Annotated in this window: 22 protein-coding genes; 9 read left to right on the top strand and 13 right to left on the bottom strand. The window is 60.7% G+C overall.

The window, feature by feature from the left end; translation table 11 throughout:
* Positions 1 to 53: 53 nt before the first annotated feature.
* Complete coding sequence (locus PMI34_RS11525; protein ID WP_008050879.1) at positions 54 to 1451, bottom strand: NorM family multidrug efflux MATE transporter; 1398 nt, start codon at positions 1449 to 1451, stop codon at positions 54 to 56.
* Between the two features lie 158 nt (positions 1452 to 1609).
* Here PMI34_RS11525 and PMI34_RS11530 point away from each other — a divergent pair, with 158 nt between their 5' ends.
* Together PMI34_RS11530 and PMI34_RS11535 are read left to right on the top strand one after the other, a co-directional pair.
* Positions 1610 to 2530 carry a LysR substrate-binding domain-containing protein gene (locus PMI34_RS11530; protein ID WP_008050876.1) on the top strand — a complete coding sequence of 307 codons (921 nt, stop codon included), beginning with the start codon at positions 1610 to 1612 and terminating at the stop codon, positions 2528 to 2530.
* A gap of 136 nt (positions 2531 to 2666) precedes the next feature.
* On the top strand, positions 2667 to 3881 hold the full coding sequence (locus tag PMI34_RS11535) for an aldose 1-epimerase family protein (protein ID WP_008050873.1): 1215 nt from the start codon (positions 2667 to 2669) through the stop codon (positions 3879 to 3881).
* A gap of 58 nt (positions 3882 to 3939) precedes the next feature.
* Here the strand turns inward: PMI34_RS11535 and PMI34_RS11540 are convergent, their stop codons facing one another.
* The 3 genes from PMI34_RS11540 to PMI34_RS11550 all read right to left on the bottom strand — a co-directional run bounded on the left by PMI34_RS11540 (position 3940) and on the right by PMI34_RS11550 (position 6957).
* On the bottom strand, positions 3940 to 5433 hold the full coding sequence (locus PMI34_RS11540) for a YifB family Mg chelatase-like AAA ATPase (protein ID WP_008050872.1): 1494 nt from the start codon (positions 5431 to 5433) through the stop codon (positions 3940 to 3942).
* Positions 5434 to 5718: 285 nt separating this feature from the next.
* A complete protein-coding gene (locus PMI34_RS11545) occupies positions 5719 to 6240 on the bottom strand; it encodes a BRO-N domain-containing protein (RefSeq protein WP_008050870.1) in 522 nt (173 codons plus the stop codon).
* Positions 6241 to 6696: 456 nt separating this feature from the next.
* Positions 6697 to 6957: an accessory factor UbiK family protein gene (locus tag PMI34_RS11550; protein ID WP_008050869.1), complete on the bottom strand. Its 261-nt coding sequence runs from the start codon at positions 6955 to 6957 to the stop codon at positions 6697 to 6699.
* 408 nt (positions 6958 to 7365) lie between these two features.
* On the opposite strand from PMI34_RS11550, the gene glnK reads away from it, so the two are divergent.
* From glnK to sutA, 4 genes are all read left to right on the top strand, one after another.
* Positions 7366 to 7704: a P-II family nitrogen regulator gene (glnK, locus tag PMI34_RS11555; protein ID WP_002555808.1), complete on the top strand. Its 339-nt coding sequence runs from the start codon at positions 7366 to 7368 to the stop codon at positions 7702 to 7704.
* Between the two features lie 35 nt (positions 7705 to 7739).
* The gene (locus tag PMI34_RS11560) at positions 7740 to 9077 is read left to right on the top strand and encodes an ammonium transporter (protein ID WP_008050868.1); all 1338 of its coding nucleotides are present in this window, start codon (positions 7740 to 7742) and stop codon (positions 9075 to 9077) included.
* A gap of 213 nt (positions 9078 to 9290) precedes the next feature.
* Positions 9291 to 9716, top strand: coding sequence for a secondary thiamine-phosphate synthase enzyme YjbQ (locus PMI34_RS11565; protein ID WP_008015517.1), 426 nt, complete (start codon positions 9291 to 9293; stop codon positions 9714 to 9716).
* A gap of 101 nt (positions 9717 to 9817) precedes the next feature.
* Positions 9818 to 10141 carry a transcriptional regulator SutA gene (gene sutA / locus PMI34_RS11570; RefSeq protein ID WP_008050867.1) on the top strand — a complete coding sequence of 108 codons (324 nt, stop codon included), beginning with the start codon at positions 9818 to 9820 and terminating at the stop codon, positions 10139 to 10141.
* Between the two features lie 186 nt (positions 10142 to 10327).
* Here the strand turns inward: sutA and PMI34_RS11575 are convergent, their stop codons facing one another.
* Genes PMI34_RS11575 through lptM form a run of 6 tightly spaced genes read right to left on the bottom strand, consistent with a single transcriptional unit; the run spans position 10328 to position 14944 of the window.
* On the bottom strand, positions 10328 to 11035 hold the full coding sequence (locus PMI34_RS11575; protein ID WP_008050866.1) for an HAD family hydrolase: 708 nt from the start codon (positions 11033 to 11035) through the stop codon (positions 10328 to 10330).
* Complete coding sequence (gene xerC, locus PMI34_RS11580; protein WP_008050865.1) at positions 11032 to 11931, bottom strand: tyrosine recombinase XerC; 900 nt, start codon at positions 11929 to 11931, stop codon at positions 11032 to 11034. Before xerC ends, PMI34_RS11575 begins: the two co-directional genes overlap by 4 nt.
* A 2-nt stretch (positions 11932 to 11933) precedes the next feature.
* Positions 11934 to 12659, bottom strand: a complete 726-nt coding sequence (locus tag PMI34_RS11585; protein ID WP_008050864.1) for a DUF484 family protein — start codon at positions 12657 to 12659, stop codon at positions 11934 to 11936.
* Positions 12660 to 12672: 13 nt separating this feature from the next.
* On the bottom strand, positions 12673 to 13503 hold the full coding sequence (dapF, locus tag PMI34_RS11590; protein ID WP_008050863.1) for a diaminopimelate epimerase: 831 nt from the start codon (positions 13501 to 13503) through the stop codon (positions 12673 to 12675).
* Positions 13504 to 13507: 4 nt separating this feature from the next.
* Positions 13508 to 14755 (bottom strand): diaminopimelate decarboxylase, encoded by a 1248-nt coding sequence (gene lysA, locus PMI34_RS11595; RefSeq protein WP_008050855.1) that lies wholly within the window; start codon positions 14753 to 14755, stop codon positions 13508 to 13510.
* Positions 14756 to 14767: 12 nt separating this feature from the next.
* On the bottom strand, positions 14768 to 14944 hold the full coding sequence (gene lptM, locus PMI34_RS28245; RefSeq protein ID WP_007980804.1) for an LPS translocon maturation chaperone LptM: 177 nt from the start codon (positions 14942 to 14944) through the stop codon (positions 14768 to 14770).
* 330 nt (positions 14945 to 15274) lie between these two features.
* Between lptM and cyaY the strand changes: the two genes are divergently transcribed.
* The 3 genes from cyaY to rnk all read left to right on the top strand — a co-directional run bounded on the left by cyaY (position 15275) and on the right by rnk (position 16535).
* A complete protein-coding gene (cyaY, locus tag PMI34_RS11605; RefSeq protein WP_008050853.1) occupies positions 15275 to 15607 on the top strand; it encodes an iron donor protein CyaY in 333 nt (110 codons plus the stop codon).
* 4 nt (positions 15608 to 15611) lie between these two features.
* Positions 15612 to 15830 carry a DUF1289 domain-containing protein gene (locus tag PMI34_RS0127340; RefSeq protein WP_032829718.1) on the top strand — a complete coding sequence of 73 codons (219 nt, stop codon included), beginning with the start codon at positions 15612 to 15614 and terminating at the stop codon, positions 15828 to 15830.
* A 294-nt stretch (positions 15831 to 16124) separates the two neighbouring features.
* Positions 16125 to 16535 carry a nucleoside diphosphate kinase regulator gene (rnk, locus tag PMI34_RS11610; RefSeq protein WP_008050852.1) on the top strand — a complete coding sequence of 137 codons (411 nt, stop codon included), beginning with the start codon at positions 16125 to 16127 and terminating at the stop codon, positions 16533 to 16535.
* Between the two features lie 6 nt (positions 16536 to 16541).
* Here rnk and PMI34_RS11615 read toward each other — a convergent pair whose 3' ends face one another.
* The 3 genes from PMI34_RS11615 to PMI34_RS29345 form a co-directional block, all read right to left on the bottom strand.
* Positions 16542 to 19385, bottom strand: a complete 2844-nt coding sequence (locus PMI34_RS11615) for a class I adenylate cyclase (RefSeq protein WP_008050851.1) — start codon at positions 19383 to 19385, stop codon at positions 16542 to 16544.
* A 194-nt stretch (positions 19386 to 19579) separates the two neighbouring features.
* On the bottom strand, positions 19580 to 19825 hold the full coding sequence (locus PMI34_RS11620; RefSeq protein WP_008050850.1) for a TIGR02647 family protein: 246 nt from the start codon (positions 19823 to 19825) through the stop codon (positions 19580 to 19582).
* A gap of 50 nt (positions 19826 to 19875) precedes the next feature.
* A partial coding sequence (locus tag PMI34_RS29345) for a hypothetical protein (RefSeq protein WP_032829717.1) occupies positions 19876 to 20062 on the bottom strand: 187 nt, incomplete at its 5' end.

Raw genomic sequence — 20062 nt, 5'->3', positions numbered from 1 at the left:
GCCCCGCGGCGTTCTCGGGTTTATCGCGAGCAGGCTCGCTCCTACAAGGGATCTCAGTCAGGTTGAGCGATCTCGAAGCGCTGCTCTGACGTCGTGTCGCGCTTGATCATCCGCTTCATCTTCCACTCAAACCCCAGCGTCAGGCTCACCGCCGCACACGCCAGCCCCAGCGCCAGGCCCCACCAGACACCCGTTGGCCCCCAGTCCAGGTGGAACGCCATCCACCACGCCGCCGGTGCGCCTATCAGCCAATAGCAACCCAGGCCGACGAGGAAAGTGGTCTTGGCATCCTTGAGCCCACGAATGCAACCCATGGCAATGGTTTGCACGCCGTCGAACAGCTCGAACCAGGCCGCCACCGCCAACAGGCTCACGGCCAGGTTGATGACATCGCGAAACGCCGGGTCGTTGTGGTCGAGGAACAGGCCCACCAACTGGTTTGGCAATAGCCAGAAGACCATGGCGAAACACAGCATCGCCGCCGCCCCGAACGCGATGCCGACCCGCCCGGCCAGCCGCGCATCCAGCAATTGTCCGGCACCGTAGTGCTGGCCGATGCGCATGGTGATCGCATAAGAAATACCCGCCGGGACCATGAACGCCACCGAAACGATTTGCAGGGCGATCTGGTGTGCGCCAAGTTGAGTGCTGCCCATGGTGCCCATGCACAGCGCCGCGAAGGCAAACAGCCCGACTTCCACCGCATAGGTGCCGCCAATCGGCAGGCCCAGGCGCCATAGTTCCTTCAGGTACTGGCGGTTCAGCCGCGACAGGCCCTGGCGCAGCGGATAGGCCTCATAAGCCGGATGCCGACGAATGTGCCACGCCAGCGCAAGTGCCATCAGGTTGGCGACAATCGCCGTGACCAGCCCGATGCCCACCAGCCCCAATTTTGGCAGGCCGAACATCCCGGTAATCAGCGCATAGTTGAGCAAGAAGTTGGCGACCGTACCGCCAAGGCTGATGACCATCACCGGCGTCGCACGGCCAATGGCGCTGGTGAACCCGCGCAGGGCCATGAAGCTCAGGTAGCCGGGCAGGGCGAACGGCAGGAAGATCAAAAACTGCCCGGCCATCTGGACATTGCTTTCGGTCTGGCCGAACAGCAGCAGCACCGGTTTGAGGTTCCACAGCAGCAAACCGGCGACCAGCGCCATCAGCCATGCCAGCCACAACCCGGCTTGGGTCAAGCGGGTCGCCCCGAGAATGTCGCCCGCACCTTGACGAATAGCCACCAATGTACCGACGGCAGCAATCACGCCGATGCAGAAAATCGACACGAACGAATAGGTCGCCGCGCCGAGCCCGCCACCGGCCAGTGCCTCGGGACTCAGGCGCGCCATCATCAGGGTGTCGGTGAGGACCATCAGCATGTGCGCTAACTGCGAGGCAATCAGCGGCCCCGCCAGCCGCAGGATGGCCCAGAGTTCAGTACGTGCTGGATGTTGCATGGTCATCACGCTCGATTATCAAAGGGAACAGGAAAACACCGATTCTCGGCGCTCTGCGAGATTTGCACAAAGGGATAAAAAGGATGGATAGCATGATTCAAACTCATGATTGGGAGTTTCTGCTAGGGTAGGCGAACCCCGCAGTAGGAGCTTTCCCAATGTCCCGTCGTCTTCCTCCCTTGTATGCACTGCGCGCATTCGAAGCGGCGGCGCGGCACAGTTCGTTTACCCGCGCGGCCGAAGAGCTGTCGATTACCCAAAGCGCGGTCAGCCGACATATTCGTACGCTCGAAGAGCATTTTGCCTGCCGCTTGTTTCACCGCAGTGGCCGCAACCTGCAACTGACCGAGTCGGCCCGTCTGCTGTTGCCGGGCATTCGTGAAGGCTTCACCGCCCTGGAGCGCGCCTGCAATACCTTGCGCGCCGAAGACGACATCCTGCGCATGAAAGCTCCGTCGACCTTGACCATGCGCTGGTTGCTGGCGCGCCTCAGTCGCTTCCGCCACTTGCAGCCGGGCAATGAAGTGCAATTGACCAGTGCGTGGATGGACGTCGACTCGGTGGATTTCAATGACGAGCCGTTCGACTGCGCCGTGTTGTTGGGTAACGGTCATTTTCCACCTGACTGGGAGGCGAGTTACCTGTTCCCCGAGGAATTGATCCCGGTCGGCGCGCCCAACCTGCTTAATGATCAACCCTGGGACGTCGAGCGCCTGAACAACAGCGAGTTGCTGCACCCCACGCCGGACCGCCGCGACTGGCGCAACTGGCTGGAGCGAATGGGGCTGGCCGATCAGGTGTCGCTCAAGGGCGGACAGGTGTTCGATACCCTGGAACTGGGCATGATCGCAGCTGCGCGCGGTTATGGCGTGTCCATGGGCGATCTGCTGATGGTAGCGGAGGATGTCGCCCAGGGACGCTTGAGTTTGCCTTGGCCGACCGCCGTCGCCAGTGGCGAGTGTTACTACCTGGTATGGCCGAAAACCCGGCCAGGCGGCGAGCGCATGCGCCGGCTCAGCGACTTTCTGCAAAACGAAGTCCGGGCCATGGAATTGCCGGATGTCGTGCATCTGAGCTGAACGATGAAGCCGGCGCAATGACGGCTTCAGGCAATTGTCTTTCTTGGCATTTGCCATCGATGTTTCGATTTTTATGCTTGCTGAAACGTTTCATCAAGTCTATAAAAATGGCACAACTCCAAGAAAGGCTATTGCCATGACCCCACTCAAACTCTTCGCTGCCCTCAGCGCACTGTCCGCGGCCTCCCAAGCCCTGGCTTGGGATTACGTCCTGCTCGACACTGACAAAGCCGCCCAGAACTGGCAAATCACCAGCCAGCAACTCGGCGTAAAAATCGACAAACCTTTCAGCGTAACCCTGCGCACCTTGCACGGCGGTCGGCAGGAAGGCGTCAGCATCGTCGACATCGATAACGGCACGATGAAACTTTCGGTAGTTCCAACTCGCGGCATGAACGTCCTGCAGGCCTCGGTCGGTAACGTGCGCATGGGTTGGGATTCGCCAGTCAAGGAAGTGGTCAATCCGTCCTTCATCGAGCTCAACGGCCGTGGTGGCCTGGGCTGGCTGGAAGGCTTCAATGAACTGGTCACCCGCTGCGGCTACGAATGGGTCGGCCACCCCGGCATCGACAACGGCGAACTGCTGACCCTGCACGGTCGCGCCGCCAATATCCCGGCCAACAAAGTCACCCTGCACATTGATGAAAAACCGCCGTACGCCATCAGCCTGCGCGGCGAGCTGAAAGAGCAGGCTTTCAAGAAAGTCGACTTCTCGGTCGCGACCGAATTGGTCACCGAGCCCGGCAGCGTAGCGTTCGCCCTCAACGACACCCTGACCAACAACGGCGATTATCCGAAGGAATACCAGGCGCTGTATCACAGTAACTTCAGCACCCCATTCCTGGAGCAGGGCGCCCGCTTCGCCGCGCCGGTGAAACAGGTGTCGCCGTTCAACGATAAAGCCAAAGGCGATTTGCCGGACTGGCAAACCTATCGCGCACCGACCAAGGACTATGACGAAACGGTTTACAACGTAGTGCCGTACGCCGATGCCAAGGGCGATACATTGACCGTCCTGCATAACAGGGCCGGCAGCCTGGGCGTCTCGGTCGGTTTCAACACTCAAACACTGCCGGTGTTCTCCCTGTGGAAAAACACCGATACCCAAGGCCAGGGCTACGTCACGGGGTTGGAGCCGGGAACGAGTTTTTCCTACAACCGCCGGTATCAGCGGCCACTGAACCTGGTGCCAATAATTGGGCCGAAGGAGCAGAAGCAGTTCCGCATCAGCTACGGCTTGCTGGCGGATAAGACCGCTGTGGATAAGGCGCTGAAGCAGGTGAGCGAGATTCAGGGCGGGCGGGAGACTGAGGTGCGGCAGACGCCGTTGGTTGACCTTACCAAGGGTTGATTTTCGCCATCTTTCCGACAACCGCCTTATTGGTCAAAAAAACACTTACAAATTCCAGTTACTGGCTTGTTGGCCGATATTGCAGCGCTTCGGCCAAGTGCTCGCGTCTGATCTCATCGACTTGTTCAAGGTCCGCAAGAGTGCGCGCTACTTTGAGCAGTCGATGGGCCGCTCGCAGTGACAAGGTCAGTCGTTCACACGCCGTCTCCAGCCAGGTTTCGTCTGTTGTGGATAACTTGCAGTGTCTGCGCAAGCCCGGCAAGTCGAGAAAGGCATTGGCACAGCCTTGGCGCTTTTGTTGCCGTTCTCGTGCATCGGCAACCAACTCGGCGGCGGTGGCAGTGTCGTCGCCGGGTTTTAACGCAGGATTCAATGCCGTGGCTTCGCGAGCAACCGTCAGGTGCAGATCAATACGATCCAGCAGTGGCCCCGACAGTTTGGTGCGATAGCGCTGAACCATGTCCGGCGTACAGGAACAACGGCCACTCGGTTCGCCAAGATATCCACAAGGGCAGGGATTCATCGCGGCAACCAGTTGAAAGCGCGCCGGGAAACGTACGCGGTCCTTGGCGCGGGAAATCACGATGTGGCCGGATTCCAGTGGCTCTCTCAACACCTCCAATACCTTGCGATCAAATTCCGGGAGTTCATCGAGGAACAGCACGCCATGGTGAGCGAGGGTGATTTCGCCCGGTTGTGGTTTCGAGCCACCGCCCACCAATGCCGGTCCTGAGGCGGAATGGTGTGGTTGTCGGAAGGGGCGCTGTGGCCAGTGGCTCAGCGGCACACAACTGGCGACGGATTGAATTGCTGCGACCTCCAGTGCTTCGCTCTCGGCCAGGGGTGGCAGCAGCCCTGGCAATCGGCTCGCCAATAGCGTCTTGCCTGTACCCGGTGGCCCGCTGAACAGCAGATTATGCGCACCCGCTGCCGCAATCAGCAGTGCGCGTTTGGCCGCCATTTGCCCCTGAACTTCATTCAAGTCGGGATAGGGTTTGCTGGCGTAAAGCAAGCCGTTGGAAACGAAGGGCTCGATGGGCGTGTGCCCATTGAAATGCGCCACCGCCTGCAGCAGATGGTCCACTGCGATGACCTTCAACCCTGACGCCAGACAGGCCTCTTCGGCATTTGCCTGCGGCACCATCAACCAGCGCCCGGCCTTGCGCGCCGCCAATGCCGCCGGCAGCACCCCGCGGACGGGCCGCACTGCGCCGGAAAGCGCCAGCTCCCCCAGGCACTCCACGTCGTCCAGCGTCAGCGTCGGCACCTGCACGCTGGCCGAGAGAATCCCCAGGGCAATCGCCAGATCGAACCGCCCGCCATCCTTGGGCAAGTCCGCTGGCGCCAGATTCAGCGTGATCCGACGCGCCGGAAATTGCAGCCCCGAATTGATGATCGCGCTGCGCACCCGGTCCTTGCTTTCCTTCACCGCCGCTTCGGGCAGGCCGACCATTGTCAGCGAGGGCAGACCGTTGGCCAGATGGACTTCGACAGTAACGGCGGGCGCATCCACGCCAATCTGGGCGCGGCTGTGGACGATGGAGAGGGACATGGTCGTTCCTTGAGCTAAACGGGGGCCGCTTCCTGCGGGTTGTTGAAGGGTAGTTGTGGGAAGGCGTTTCGGTGTGGGGGCTGAGGCGGCAAACATTCACCGGATGTTGCGGGACCGACAGTCACCGCCCTGTGGCGAGGGAGCTTGCTCCCGTTGGACGGCGTAGCCGTCCCTCTTTTGGGGCCGCTTCGCGACCCAACGGGAGCAAGCTCCCTCGCCACAGGTCATTCACCGCTCGGTCTGTTTCTGCAAAGGGTGGGTGCCACATGAGTGACTTCTTCGGGCTCAGCGCGGTTGCAGTACCCGCGAAGCCCACCTCCACCACGGCTCGCTCACCGCATGCTGTGGTCGTTCTTGGTCAGGCAGCATCTGCGGAACATCTTGCAACCGAATCCATGGCTGGTTATTCCAGTGCAGCAAGCTCAACGACATTTCCGGCCAATTGAGCAGGCTCAGTTGTGGGCGCTCGATTGTGGTGGGGTGTTGGGCGTCTCGCAGGGCGGGGACGACTTCGTGGGTGAGCCATTCACGCAATGCTCGGTATTCGGGGCAGTAGTGGTAGTCGAGCATGGCGTAGGCGCCGGATTCGCTGATCAGCAGGGTGTTTTCGATGTGACCGTGGATGAGGGTTTTGGTGGTTTGGTATTGGTCGGGATCGAGTTTTCGGAGTTGGCGGTCGTTGAGATGGATGCGTAGTAATCGGCCGAGGTCGCGGGCGCTGAACCAGGGTTGGTTTTGCAGGAGTAGGGCGTGGAGGTGGAGTTTGTGGCGGGTGAAGATGTGGGGGATTAGATAGCTTTCTTCCATTTTGCAACTCCGGATGCGTATGAAGGAAGCTGCCTCTGTTCGTCGCCAAACGAAAGGGTGGCAGCTGCGCGCGGGTTGGCGAACCGGTGCATCCGGACAAACCGGCAGACCTGAAGGTCTCCCACGCACAGCCGCCATAATTCGAGATGGGATAATTCCCTGAATCGAATGTGGTCGCGGTGCGTCGGATGCTATCCAGGTCGCCAAACCCGGTGCTGAATATTCAGCTGGGGATGAGCATAGAGATTGGATACTTCGCGACGCAATCGGACGGCGGTGTGATGTTTGTAGGACGTTGCCGGGATTTTTGCGATGTTTGAGATCAAAAGATCGCAGCCTGCGGCAGCTCCTACAGGGGTGATCTGTCCAGTGTGGGATAACTGGTAGACCGAGACGACCCCATTCGCGGGCAAGCCCGCTCCCACAGGGATCGCGTGTTACAGAGGGTTTGGTGTGTTACTCGGTTGGCGGGGTTAGCTTCGCTTCCATCTCCGCAACCTTCGTTTCAAGAGCCTCCAGCCGCGCCCGGGTGCGCGCCAACACAACCATCTGGCTATCGAATTCTTCCCGACTCACCAGATCCAGTTTGCTGAAGCCGCTCTGCAGCAACATTTTGAACTGACTTTCGATTTCAGCTTTCGGCAGAGGCGTGTCGCCGCTGAAGAGGCGGGAGGCGGTGCCGGTGAGGGCGTCGAGGAAGTCTTTTGGCGCGAGCATGGGCAATGTCCTGGAAACAATGACGGGCAGTGTATCACGCAGTGTCTATAGTCATTTGCGCGGGCAAGGGATGCACGCTTTTCGCGCATGGGGACGGGCAGTGTCGCACCGTTGTTGTGCGTATCGCGTCGGGTGTTGTTGCGAAGTAGCAGTCATCTGCGGGTAAAGGCTTGAAAACAGTAGTTTTTGTGGAGATGGCAAGCTTTCTGCTTAGACCCTGATGACCCATGCACTGATGCAGTCACTGTGACGAACGCAGTGCGCCAAGCGAAGCGGGGGAGTGTTTCGTGAGGGGCGTCGGACGGGCAGGTCAGGGCCGACGATGCGTTACAAAGCCAGGCACTGCGCTTAGACTTGAGACGGGTTTGTTTTCCTGGGGCAAGTCCACCAATTCGGGAGAGAGTTTTCATGAAGCTAGTCACTGCCATCATCAAGCCGTTCAAGCTGGACGACGTACGCGAGTCGCTGTCCGAGATCGGCGTGCAGGGCATTACCGTCACTGAAGTCAAAGGCTTTGGTCGGCAGAAGGGTCACACCGAGCTGTATCGCGGCGCGGAATACGTGGTCGATTTCCTGCCCAAGGTGAAGATCGACGTCGCCATCGACGACAAGGATCTGGACCGGGTAATCGAGGCCATCACCAAGGCTGCCAACACCGGCAAGATCGGTGACGGCAAGATCTTCGTGGTCAATCTGGAACAGGCGATTCGCATTCGTACCGGCGAAACCGATACCGACGCAATCTAAGCCGCCACAAACCCAACGCCCCAGGAGAAAACAATATGACTCTGCGTAAATTCGCAGGGCTAGGAGCCCTGTTGTCCATCGTAATGCCCAGCCTTGCTCTGGCGGCAGACGAAGTGGCGGCCCCAGTCCTCAACTCCGGCGACACCGCCTGGATGATGACCTCGACAGCCTTGGTGCTGTTCATGACCATTCCCGGCCTCGCGCTGTTCTACGGCGGCATGGTTCGGTCGAAAAACATTCTTTCCGTGATGATGCAGTGCTTCGCCATTACTGGTCTGATCAGCGTCCTGTGGGTCATTTATGGCTACAGCATCGCGTTCGACACCACGGGCATGGAGCAGGGCGTCGTCAACTTCAACTCGTTCTTCGGCGGCATGGGCAAGGCGTTCCTCGCCGGCATCACGCCAGCCAGCCTGACCGGCCCTGCGGCGCTGTTCCCCGAGGCGGTATTCGTCACCTTCCAGATGACCTTCGCGATCATCACCCCGGCGCTGATCGTCGGTGCGTTCGCCGAGCGGATGAAGTTCTCCGCGATGCTGGTGTTCATGGGCATCTGGTTCACCCTGGTGTATGCGCCGATCGCGCACATGGTCTGGTCCGGTAACGGCGGCCTGATGTGGGACTGGGGCGTGCTGGATTTCGCTGGCGGCACCGTGGTGCATATCAACGCCGGTGTGGCTGGTCTGGTTGCCTGCCTGGTGCTGGGCAAGCGCAAGGGCTTCCCGACCACGCCGATGGCACCGCACAACCTCGGTTACACCTTGATGGGCGCGGCCATGCTGTGGGTCGGTTGGTTCGGTTTTAACGCGGGTTCAGCCGCTGCGGCCAACGGCACCGCCGGCATGGCGATGCTGGTCACTCAGATTGCTACCGCTGCTGCCGCACTGGGCTGGATGTTTGCCGAGTGGCTCACCCACGGCAAACCTAGCGCACTGGGCATCGCTTCGGGCGTGGTTGCCGGTCTGGTGGCAATTACTCCGGCTGCCGGCACCGTTGGTCCGATGGGCGCGCTGGTAATCGGTCTGGCGGCTGGCGTGGTGTGCTTCTTCTGCGCCACCACCCTCAAGCGCAAGCTCGGCTATGACGATTCCCTGGACGCCTTTGGCGTGCACGGTATCGGCGGTATCCTCGGCGCAATCCTGACGGGTGTGTTCGCAGCTCCTTCCCTGGGTGGCTTCGGCACCGTGACCGACATTGCCGCACAAGTGTGGATTCAGTGCAAAGGCGTGGGCTTCACGGTGATCTACACAGCGATCGCCACATACATCATCCTCAAAGTGCTGGATGTGGTCATGGGCCTGCGCATCAACGAAGAAGAAGAGGCGGTCGGCATCGATCTGGCGCTTCACAACGAACGCGGCTACAACTTGTAAGCAGGCGCGTAAAAAACTGCCCGGCTTGCCGGGCATTTTTTTGTCTGGAATTTGTCGTTGAAGGCTGGGCTGAAAGGTTTTTTCCTACAGGTTTTACGATGTTTACGTCGGGTGTTTTTGTGCAGCCAAAGGCTTACAGGATTGAAGGAATATTAGGGCCTTTGTTTTTTCCCAGAGCGCGCTAGAATGCGCCCCGAACGTGCGGAGAACTGTATGTGGCAACAGACTCTGATTACCTTGCGGGCGAGGCCCCGGGGCTTTCACCTGGTAACGGATGAGTTACTCGCCGGCTTGCCTGAACTCAAGGCGTGTCGGGTCGGTCTGTTGCATCTGTGGCTGCAGCATACCTCGGCGTCGTTGACCATCAACGAGAACGCCGATCCGGCGGTACGTCGCGACTTCGAACGATTTTTCAATCGTCTGATCCCACAAGGAACAGACGGCTATGAGCATAACGACGAAGGCCTGGACGACCTCCCGGCGCACTTCAAGGCCAGCGTGCTTGGCTGTCAGCTCAGTTTGCCGATTTCGGCAGGCCGGCTGGCGTTGGGGACCTGGCAAGGCGTTTATCTGGGCGAGCACCGTGATCATGGCGGTGCCCGTAAAGTCCTCGCCACCGTGCACGGTGAAGAGGCATAGCCGCTGGTCAGCAGCGGCTGTTGAATTTTTTCCTGCAGCCTTCGACAGAGGGCAAAGCTGGGCTATAACTAATCTGCTTTTCGCAAGTCATGAGGTAGAACATGAGCGACGATGATCTGGAAAACGACGACCTCGAAGTAGGCGACGACGACGAAACCGAAGAAGGTCTGGAAGCAGCGGCGGAAGACGTCGCTGAAGACGACGGCGGTGATGCGCCGGTTCCGACCGCCAAAGGCAAGGCCAAGGCAGCGGTATCGGTCGATGAGCTGCCGAGTGTCGAAGCCAAGAACAAGGAACGCGATGCTCTCGCGCGGGCCATGGAGGAGTTTTTGGCCAAGGGCGGCAAAGTGCAGGAAGTGGAGGCCAATGTGGTCGCCGATCCGCCCAAGAAGCCGGACAACAAGTACGGCAGCCGGCCTATCTGAGCCTGCTACCTGCTTGCTGAAAAAGCCCGCCGTCGCTGCGGGCTTTTTCATGCCTGAAGCAAAAATTTGAAACCTGTGGTGATCCCTGTGGGAGCGGGCTTGCCCGCGAAAGCGGTGTGTCAGTCGATATCAATGCTGACTGACACGGCCCCTTCGCGGGCAAGCCCGCTCCCACAGGTTTTTGTGTCAGGCCGACACAGAATTCCAGCGAGCCAACAACGCCGGCAATTCGGTCAGGCTGCAAATTTCGGCATCCGGCAGCCGGTCCGCTTCCCAGGCCTTGCCCGCCGGATTGAACCAGATCGCCCGCAACCCCGCCTGCTGCGCACCGGCAATGTCATCACCCGGATGATCGCCAATATGCACCGCCGTTTCAGCGGTCGCGCCACCGCGCTGCAAAGCCTCCCGGAACAATCGCGCATCGGGTTTGGCGATGCCGATGTCTTCGGCGCACAACGCAAACTTGAAGTAGTCCGCCAGCCCCAGCCGGCGCACATCGGCGTTGCCATTGGTGACCACGCCGAGGGCGTAATGGTTGGCCAGCAACTCCAGGGTCGGCTGCACCTCCGGGAATATTTCCAGCTGATGCCGGGCATGCAGGAACACTTCGAAACTTTGGTCGGCCAGGTCCGACGCTTCGGCATGGGGATATCCGGCCTCTTCCAGGGCCTGGAACAACACGCGCCGGCGCAAGGCGCTGATGCGGTGCTTGAGGTTCGGCTCGATGCTCAGGATGCGTTCGCGTATGGCCCACAAATGTTCCACCGGCACGGCACCCAGGTTGGGCGCGTGTTCGGTCAGCCATGCACGCAATACGGCTTCGGCGCTGACGATCACCGGGGCGGTGTCCCACAGGGTGTCGTCGAGGTCGAAGGTGATCAATTGAATACTCATGAATCGTCGCCTTTCATGCGTTTGGCCCGTGGGTGGGCGCTGTCGTAGACCGTGGCCAGGTGCTGGAAGTCCAGGTGGGTGTAGATCTGGGTGGTCTTGATGTCCGAGTGGCCGAGCAGTTCCTGCACTGCGCGCAGGTCCTGGGAGGATTCCAGCAAATGGCTGGCGAAGGAGTGCCGCAGCATGTGCGGATGCAGGTTCTGTCCCAGTTCACGCTCGCCGGCAGCCTTGACCCGCACCTGGATCGCCCGGGGGCCGAGACGGCGGCCTTGCTGGCTGACGAAAACCGCATCGTCCGCGGGGTTGGCCATGGCCCGCAGTGGCAGCCACTGCTCCAGCGCTTCGCGGGCCTTTTTTCCTATCGGCAGCAGGCGGGTCTTGCTGCCTTTACCGAGTACCTGGACCATGCCGTCGGCCAGGTCGAGCTGATCGAGATTGAGCCCCGTCAGCTCCGACAGCCGCAGCCCGGAGGAATAGAACAACTCCAGAATCGCCTGATCCCGGCGAGCGAGAAAGTCATCCTCGACGCCCCCTTCAAGCAATTGCAGGGCGCGGTCGGTGTCGAGGGTTTTCGGCAGGCGGCGTTCGCCTTTGGGCGGCGCGAGACCATTGGCCGGATCGTGGTCGCACAGGCCTTCGCGGTTCAGGTAGTGATAGAGCCCGCGAACGGCCGACAGCAATCGCGCGAGGCTGCGGGACGATTGCCCCTGAGCGTGCAGACGAGCAATCAGGCTGCGCAGGCGCTGGATGTCCAGCGCCGCCCAACTGCCGATATTCTGTTTGACGCACCAGCCCAGCACTTTATCGAGGTCGCGGCGGTAGGCCGACAGCGTGTGCGGCGACACCTGCCGCTCACTGCGCAGGTGTTCGCAGTAAGCGTCCAGTTGTCGTTCCATGTTCAGCGTACCGAGCGCAGGGAATTGTTGACCCGTGGCAGCACGCGACCCATGACTTCAGCGATGTAGCTCAGGAACAAGGTGCCCACCGAGCTTTTGTAGTGCTGCGGATCACGGCTGGCGATGGCCAGGATGCCGTGAATGCCTTGGTGGCTGATGGCGACGACCGCGGTGGAGCCGATCTGCTTGCGCTGTTCTTCGCCGAACAGAAAGTCCAGTTCATGTTCGCGCAGGCTGCCGCTGACGCTTTTGTCTTCCGAGAGCAAACCGCCGATGGCCACTTGAGCTTCGGCGTGGGTGACCCAGCGGCCCACCGGCATGGCGTTGTCGCCGAGCAGGATGAGACTTACGAAGGGCACCTGGAATTCCTGGCGCAGGCTGTCTTCGACGCACATCACCACGTCTTCCAGGCTGGCGGCATCCATCAGCGCCAGGATCAGGCGACGGGTCTTTTCGAACAGTCGGTCGTTGTCCCGGGCCACGTCCATCAAATGCGACAGACGATGACGCAGTTCAATGTTGCGGTCGCGCAGTATGGTCATCTGACGCTCCACCAGCGACACGGTATCGCCGCGCCGATGGGGAATACGCAGGGACGGGAGCAGTTCTTCGTACTCGACGAAGAAGTCCGGATGAGCCTCCAGGTACGCGGCTACAGCCGCCGCCTCCAGGCTTTCGGACGGTGATTCGTCAGCTTGTCGTGCGGGTACCTGGGGCTTGTCGGTCATGGATTTCGCTCACTCAAAGACGCACTTGTCCTTCATATACGCGCACTGCCGGGCCGGTCATCATCACCGGTTGGCCAGGGCCTGCCCATTCGATGGACAAGCGCCCGCCAGGCAGGTCGATCAATAGCGGCGAATCCATCCACCCCTGGCTGATCGCGGCCACTGCGGCGGCACAGGCGCCGGTTCCGCAAGCCTGGGTTTCCCCGGTTCCGCGTTCCCAAACGCGCAACTGTGCGCGGCTCCGGTCGATGACCTGGAGAAAACCGACATTGACCCGAGCCGGGAAGCGCGGGTGATTTTCGATTTTCGGCCCCAGTTCATGCACCGGCGCATTGTTGATATCGCTGACCCGCACCACGGCATGGGGGTTGCCCATGGATACCGCAGCCAGTTCGACCGGGGTGCCGTCGACGTCGACCTGATAACTCTTGGCCTGCTCTGGTGCCTGGAACGGAATATCCGCCGGCACCAGGCGCGGGGCGCCCATGTTGACGCTGATCTGGCCGTCGTTGCGGATGTCCAGTTCGATGATGCCGCTTTTGGTCTCGACGCGAATCTGCCGCTTGGCGGTCAAGCGCTTGTCGAGCACGAAGCGGGCGAAGCAGCGCGCACCGTTGCCGCACTGTTCCACTTCGGAGCCGTCAGCGTTGAAGATCCGGTAGCGGAAGTCCACGTCCGGGTTGCTCGGTGCCTCGACGATCAGTAATTGGTCGAAACCGACGCCGGTGTGCCGGTCGCCCCATTGTTTGGCGTGCTTGGGCAGAATGTGCGCGTGCTGGCTGACCAGGTCGAGGACCATGAAGTCATTGCCCAGGCCGTGCATTTTGGTAAAACGCAGCAGCATGGTTTTACTCCGGCAGCAGGCTTTCGCCAGCAAACAACTCGGCTACCGTCTCACGGCGACGCACTTCAAATGCCTGATCACCGTCCACCAACACTTCAGCGGTACGGCCGCGGGTGTTGTAGTTGGAACTCATGACAAACCCGTAGGCACCGGCCGAATGCACGGCCAGCAGGTCGCCTTCCTCCAGCGCCAGTTGACGGTCCTTGGCCAGGAAGTCGCCGGTCTCGCAGATCGGGCCGACGATGTCGTAGGCGCGGGCGGCGGATTGACGCGGACGCACGGCAGTGACGTCCATCCAGGCCTGGTACAGCGCCGGGCGGATCAGGTCGTTCATGGCGGCGTCGACGATGGCGAAGTCTTTGTGCTCAGTGTGCTTGAGGTATTCGACCTGGGTCAGCAATACACCGGCGTTGGCCACGATGAAGCGGCCCGGCTCGAACACCAGCGCCAGGTCACGACCGTCGAGACGCTCGCGCACAGCCTTGATGTAGTCGGCAGCCAGTGGCGGCTCCTCGTCCTTGTATCGCACGCCCAGGCCACCACCGAGGTCGATGTGGCGCAGGTAGATGCCGCAATCACCGAGGCGATCGACCAGGCCCAGCAGGCGGTCGAGGGCGTCGATGAACGGCGGCAGGGTGGTCAGTTGCGAGCCGATGTGGCAATCGACGCCGACCACTTCCAGGTTGGGCAGCTGAGCTGCACGCACGTACACGTCTTCGGCGTCGGCGATGGCGATACCGAACTTGTTCTCTTTGAGACCGGTGGAAATGTATGGGTGGGTGCCGGCATCGACGTCCGGGTTCACGCGCAGCGAAATCGGCGCGCGAACGCCCAGTTCGGCGGCGACCACTTGCAGGCGCTCCAGCTCGTCGGTGGATTCGACGTTGAAGCAGTGCACGCCGACTTCCAGGGCGCGACGCATGTCGTCACGGGTCTTGCCGACGCCGGAGAACACGATCTTGTCGGGGGTACCGCCAGCGGCCAGTACACGTTCCAGCTCGCCACGGGAGACGATGTCGAAACCGGCGCCCAGACGCGCCAGGACATTCAGTACGCCCAGGTTGGAGTTGGCCTTCACAGCAAAGCACACCAGGTGCGGCATGCCGGCCAGTGCATCGGCGTAAGCCAGGTATTGGGCTTCGATGTGCGCGCGCGAGTAAACGTAGGTCGGTGTGCCAAAGCGCTCGGCGATGGCAGACAGGGCAACACCTTCCGCGAACAGTTCACCGTCACGGTAGTTAAAAGCGTCCATGAGGTTCCCTTATTATTGGTAGACGTCGTGCTTGTGTGCTTTGGAGGCAGGCTGCTGCTGCGACGACTTGGCTTGCTCGACAGGGTCCTGGTCTTCATCGGGCAGGTACAGCGGGCCTTTTTGACCGCAGGCCGACACAAGGCAGGCAACCGCGAGGAGCGCAGCAAGGGAAGAGATCAGGCGCTTCATGGCGAAATCCTTGAAAATGCATTAATTGCGCCGGAGTATACCGGCCACCCGGCAGCTTGCCTATGCAACGGACCGCCCGTCCGGCGGGGGTTGGCCCGATGCCGGTTGGTATCACGCAATCCCTGTGGGAGCGGGCTTGCCCGCGAAGGGGCCAGCACATTCAACCTCTTTGTTGACTGAACCACCGCTTTCGCGGGCAAGCCCGCTCCCACAGAGACCGCGTTTAATTTACCGGTATCGGTCGCTTGGTCATTATCCTTTGCAATCGACGGGGCTCGGTCGTATCTTGCGGCGCTTGAGCCTGATCAGACACTTTTTGAGGTTGCCGTAATGAGTTTGTCCGAAGCGCGTTTCCACGACCTGGTCGATGCCACCCAGCAAACCCTGGAGGACATCTTTGACGAGAGCGACCTGGATATCGACCTCGAAAGCTCGGCCGGTGTGCTGACCGTCAAGTTCGAGAACGGCAGCCAGTTGATCTTCAGTCGCCAGGAGCCGCTGCGTCAGCTGTGGCTGGCGGCGGTGTCCGGTGGTTTCCACTTCGACTACGACGAAGAAAGCGAGCGCTGGATGTGCGACAAGAGCGAAGAGCAGTTGGGCGAAATGCTTGAGCGTATCGTCCAGCAACAGGCCGGTGTCGAGCTCGATTTCGAAGGCCTGTGAGATCGTGACCCAGCCTGCGCCTGTCCGTGCGCCCAAGCCGCTCTACAGCAATGTCAGCCCTGCGGTGCCATCGCCGTGCAGCGGTGTGTGCCGGCTGGACGAGCAGAAAGTCTGCCTGGGCTGCTTTCGTCATGTCGAAGACATCCGCGAATGGCGTTCGGCGGACGATGATCGCCGGCGCGTCATCTGCGCCCAGGCAGCGCAACGCAAAGCCGCCATTTAACGCCGTAACGCGATCCGTAGCAGCTGGCGAAGCCTGCGTTCGGCTGCGCAGCAGTCGTGAGATCAGACAATAAGGTGTACCAGGAATACCGAGCATTCAGGTTCTACGACTGCTGCGCAGCCGAACGCAGGCTTCGCCAGCTGCTACAAGGTGCATGGTCGGACCTGACTTGTATATTTTTTGAGCTGTGATAGTGTCCAGAAACGCCTCAACCCATCGAGGCTTATGAAAACCCCGCCTTTTTCTGGCGGGGTTTTGCTTTTTTCGTGCAGAAGAAAGGAGTCTGCCCAGATCATGACCGCACCTTCCATCACCCTTACCCGTCTGGACGTCCAGCGTCTGGAGCGTCTGATCGACAGCCTGGACGACACGCTGCCGGGCGTTATTGCGCTGCAAACCGAACTGGATCGCGCCGATACCCTGGTCGGCCACGATGAAGTGCCGGCGGATGTCGTGACCATGAATTCCCGTGTGCATTGCCGCGAAGAAGGCAGTGGCAAGGACTACCACCTGACACTGGTGTACCCCAAGGATGCGAACGCCGACGAAGGCAAGGTCTCGATCCTGGCGCCGGTGGGCAGCGCGCTGCTCGGCCTGAAGGTTGGCCAGCACATCGATTGGCCGGCTCCGGGCGGCAAGACCCTGAAGCTGACGCTGCTGGAGGTTGAATCGCAGCCGGCCAATGGCGGCGCGTTCCCGGAGTGACATCCCTCAGACCTGATCGAGCGCCTCGTTCAACGCGTGCTCCAGGTCTGCCTTGTAGCGCAGGTACAGATGGGTGGAACTCTGCCTTTCACCCAGCAGGCCTGACAGGTCGAGGTCGGTGATGTAGCAGCGGTAGCGTTCGGTTTCCCGGCGCTGCCCGACGATTTCCCGGGCGACCACGCGGAACAACTGGTCGCCATGTTCCAGCTCGGAAAACTCCCGTTGATTGCAATACAACGTCACCTGCACCTGACCCGGCGCGGCTTTGCCGACGATCGCCTGCACGTCGTAGAACGGCTTGTTCACCGGCGTCTGCGGCACCGGCCGGGCTTCGATGCGGCGCGCCCGGCCAGGGCCTGACGGCAGCAACTGGCAATACAGAGTGTCGAGGTTCAGGCGGTGGGCCGCGTCCATTGGTATCAGGGCATCGCGACGGTACTGGATCGATTGCAGGAAACGCTGCAGCGGTACCAGCAGGCTTTGCTCATCGTGCCAGGGCAGGCGTTGCTGCCACAGGGCGTTGAACTCATCGAGCACGTACAGATCAGCCTGATCTTCGTGGACCCGGTAGAACACTTGGATGCAGTCCGGCTGACCCGTGGGCAGGAACAGCGCGAGGTCGTGGTCTTCCAGTGCCTTCGGATCGAGGTGCAGTGGGCTGTAGCTCGCCATTTCCTCGCCCAGGTAATCGATCAGCGCCGGCAGAGTAGCCAGTGCGATGTGCTGGACCTGGCCCGGCACCAACTCCAGTACGTGGTAGTGCTGCTGGACCTGGATCAGGTAGCGATGGTTGAGCCGGCTCAGCAGCAGGTTCTGCGCGGTATCGAGGATTTCCTCGACCCGTTGGGCGATGAACTGCGCGCGGTTATGACAGAAGCAACGCACCCGCAGCTTCGGCTGTTGCGGCCCGGCGGGCAGGTTGTTGAGGTAGTCGCGGATGCAGTCGAGCAGGGCATGGGGGCCGTCGTAGCGGCCGACCAACACTTCGTTCCAGCTATTGAGCGTGACCTGGTCCAGGGTCAGCACCAGATTTTCCCGGACACCGGCGTAGCTCAGGGAGTCGGTGCGCTCGGTGGTCATGAGGATGTTCAGTTCGCGATGGTGCTTGAGCGGATCAATGCCGACATTCACCAGAATCAGCACTTCGCTCGGCACGCTGGCGCGCAACAGAGGCTCCTCGGCTACGGTGGGCAAGGGCAGGGCGATGGTCTGTTGCAGGCTGCCGAGCAGGTTGAACAGTTCGAATTCGCTCAAGTCGCTGGTGCCGGGGTGCAAGGCCAGGCGGGTACTGCTGTCGATCACGCCATTGCGGTGGCACCAGGTCAGCAGTTCGAGCAAGTGACGGCTGCGTTTGATCGGCGCGAAATGTTCCCACTCCAGTGCCGTCAGGCTGCCGTTGTACAAGCCCCACTGGCTTTGCCCCGGTTCTTTCTTGTTCGGTGCGTGCACCAGCGTCAGGGTGTCTTCGGCCAGGTCCGGGGCGATACCGGGGTTGATGAATTCGACTTTGCCGGCCTTGCGCTCGAAAGCGGCGTACAGGCGACGGCCGAGGACGCTCAGGTCGCGCTTGTTGATGCGGCTGACCGTTTGTTCGTGACGGGCAAACTGGGTGAGGAAGCGGTAGCTGTAATTCAGCTCGTTGACCAGTGCCCGCCGCTCGGAGCTGACCTGGCGGACTTTCCACTGGCTACGGCTGTCGAGCAGGGTCAGTTGGCGCTGGTCCCAGTGCCATTCATGGGCCAGGCGTTCGAGTAAAGAGCGCTGCCAGCTCTGGGTGCGGCTGTTGCCGGTGAGCTTGCGATTAACCTTCAGGTACAGCGCGCGACGCACCAGTTCCAGCCGTTCCGGTTCGTTACGGGCGATCAGGTATTCCTCGATGCACCGGTACACTACGACGTACGGATCCAGTTCGTCGAGGTCGAGTTGGTTGGCGAACACCGCTTGCTTGAAGCGCAGGCTCAGGCAATGGACCCTGGGGTGTTCACTGGCGTAAACCTCTGTCAGCAGCAGCTTGAGTACCGACTTGTAGGGCGACTCGATGCCCTTGAACAACTGCCAGAGCCCGGCGCCGATAAATTCGCCGGGTGGGATGTAGGCCAGGTTGCCGAGGTCGAGGGTTTCATCGGCACGGATGAAGCGTTTGGAGATCAAGGCATGGGTGTAGCGGTCGTAGCTCGATTCTTCGTAGACCGGCACCAGCCACCAGATCGGTGTGCGACCGGCGAGCCAGATCGCGGTGCGGTAAAACTCGTCCAGCAACAGGTAGTGCTGGGTAGTACCGCAATCCTCCGAGCTCAGTTGGGTATCACGCTCGCCGCGGACGAAACGGCTCGGATCGATCAGGAAAAAATGCGCTTCGGCGCCCTGGCTGGCGGCCCAGGCTTCCAGCAACTGGCATTTCTTGCGCAGCTCGGCGAGTTCGTTTTCGGTCAGGTCCGGCCCATGGCAGACCCACACATCCATGTCGCTCTGGTCGGCCTGCGCCAGGGTGCCGAGGCTGCCCATCAGGAACAGTCCGTGAATCGGCCTTGGCGGGTTGCTGCCGTGGCGCGGCTTATAGGAAAACGAGCGGGTCAGGCGCTGGGTTTCGGCAAGGACATTGGCATCCGGTTCGAAATTCGACAGGCCGGCCGGCGTACTGCCGGAAACGTAGCCGGGCAACAGCGGATGGTTAACGTGGAAAAACAACGGCAGCAAGGTCAGGACCCCTTGCTGGCGGGTCGACAACCCTTCCATGGCGCGAGCCATGCGTCCTTCGTTGAGTTTCAGAAAGCGTGCGCGCAGCTGGTTGAGAACCTTGCGGTCGATTCCCTCGTCCAGATCGGGGCGGATTTCATGGGTGCGCGTCATGTCAGCTCAAACCGGCTCGCAGGGCTCGGACGTGGGGCTCTTCGGATGAGGGGCAGTTTAGCGCCTTGAAGCGAGGACTTTTAAGCTGATTTTGTTTTTCTGGCGTCAGATTTATAACGGCTGGGAACGGAAATCAGGGGAATGTGCCCGCGGAAATCCCTGGATCGGGATCTCCGTGGGCGATGCGGCAGAATTCAGGCTGTTACTTCGGCGTTAAGAATTGTCAGCACGGCCTGCACATTTTGCGCGGCGTCACGACCCAGGCTGGTCAGGTAACCGCCGTCAGGCTGGTCGGTCAGTTCTTTTTCAAAGAGGCGTTTGGCGGCGGCAATGTGTTTCGGGGCAGCGGTCTGATGAATTTTCAGACCTTCCTGGGAACTGTCCAGGTTGAAGAGTGCGAGGACTTCCAGTTCGGCAACCAACTCAGGGGTAAGCGACATAAGGACTCCAGACTTTCTAGGAATTGGACGACAGCGCCCCTAAGGTGAGCTTACTTGCGCGGCATGTCCAGTGCTCGCGACAGGGTTTTTTTCCTTTGTAGGAGCAGCCGGTCGACGCTCGATTGCTCGCGATGGTCTTCAACGATGACGCTGTAAACCTGACGCCCCGCGGCGCTCTCGGGTTTTTCGCGAGCAATCGAGCGTCGACCGGCTGGTCCTACAAAGGAAAAAAACCCT

This window comes from Pseudomonas sp. GM74 (assembly GCF_000282455.1).
Lineage (GTDB): Bacteria > Pseudomonadota > Gammaproteobacteria > Pseudomonadales > Pseudomonadaceae > Aquipseudomonas.
Note: the sequence above shows the minus strand (reverse complement) of the source record. Positions and strands in the feature narration are given on the sequence as shown.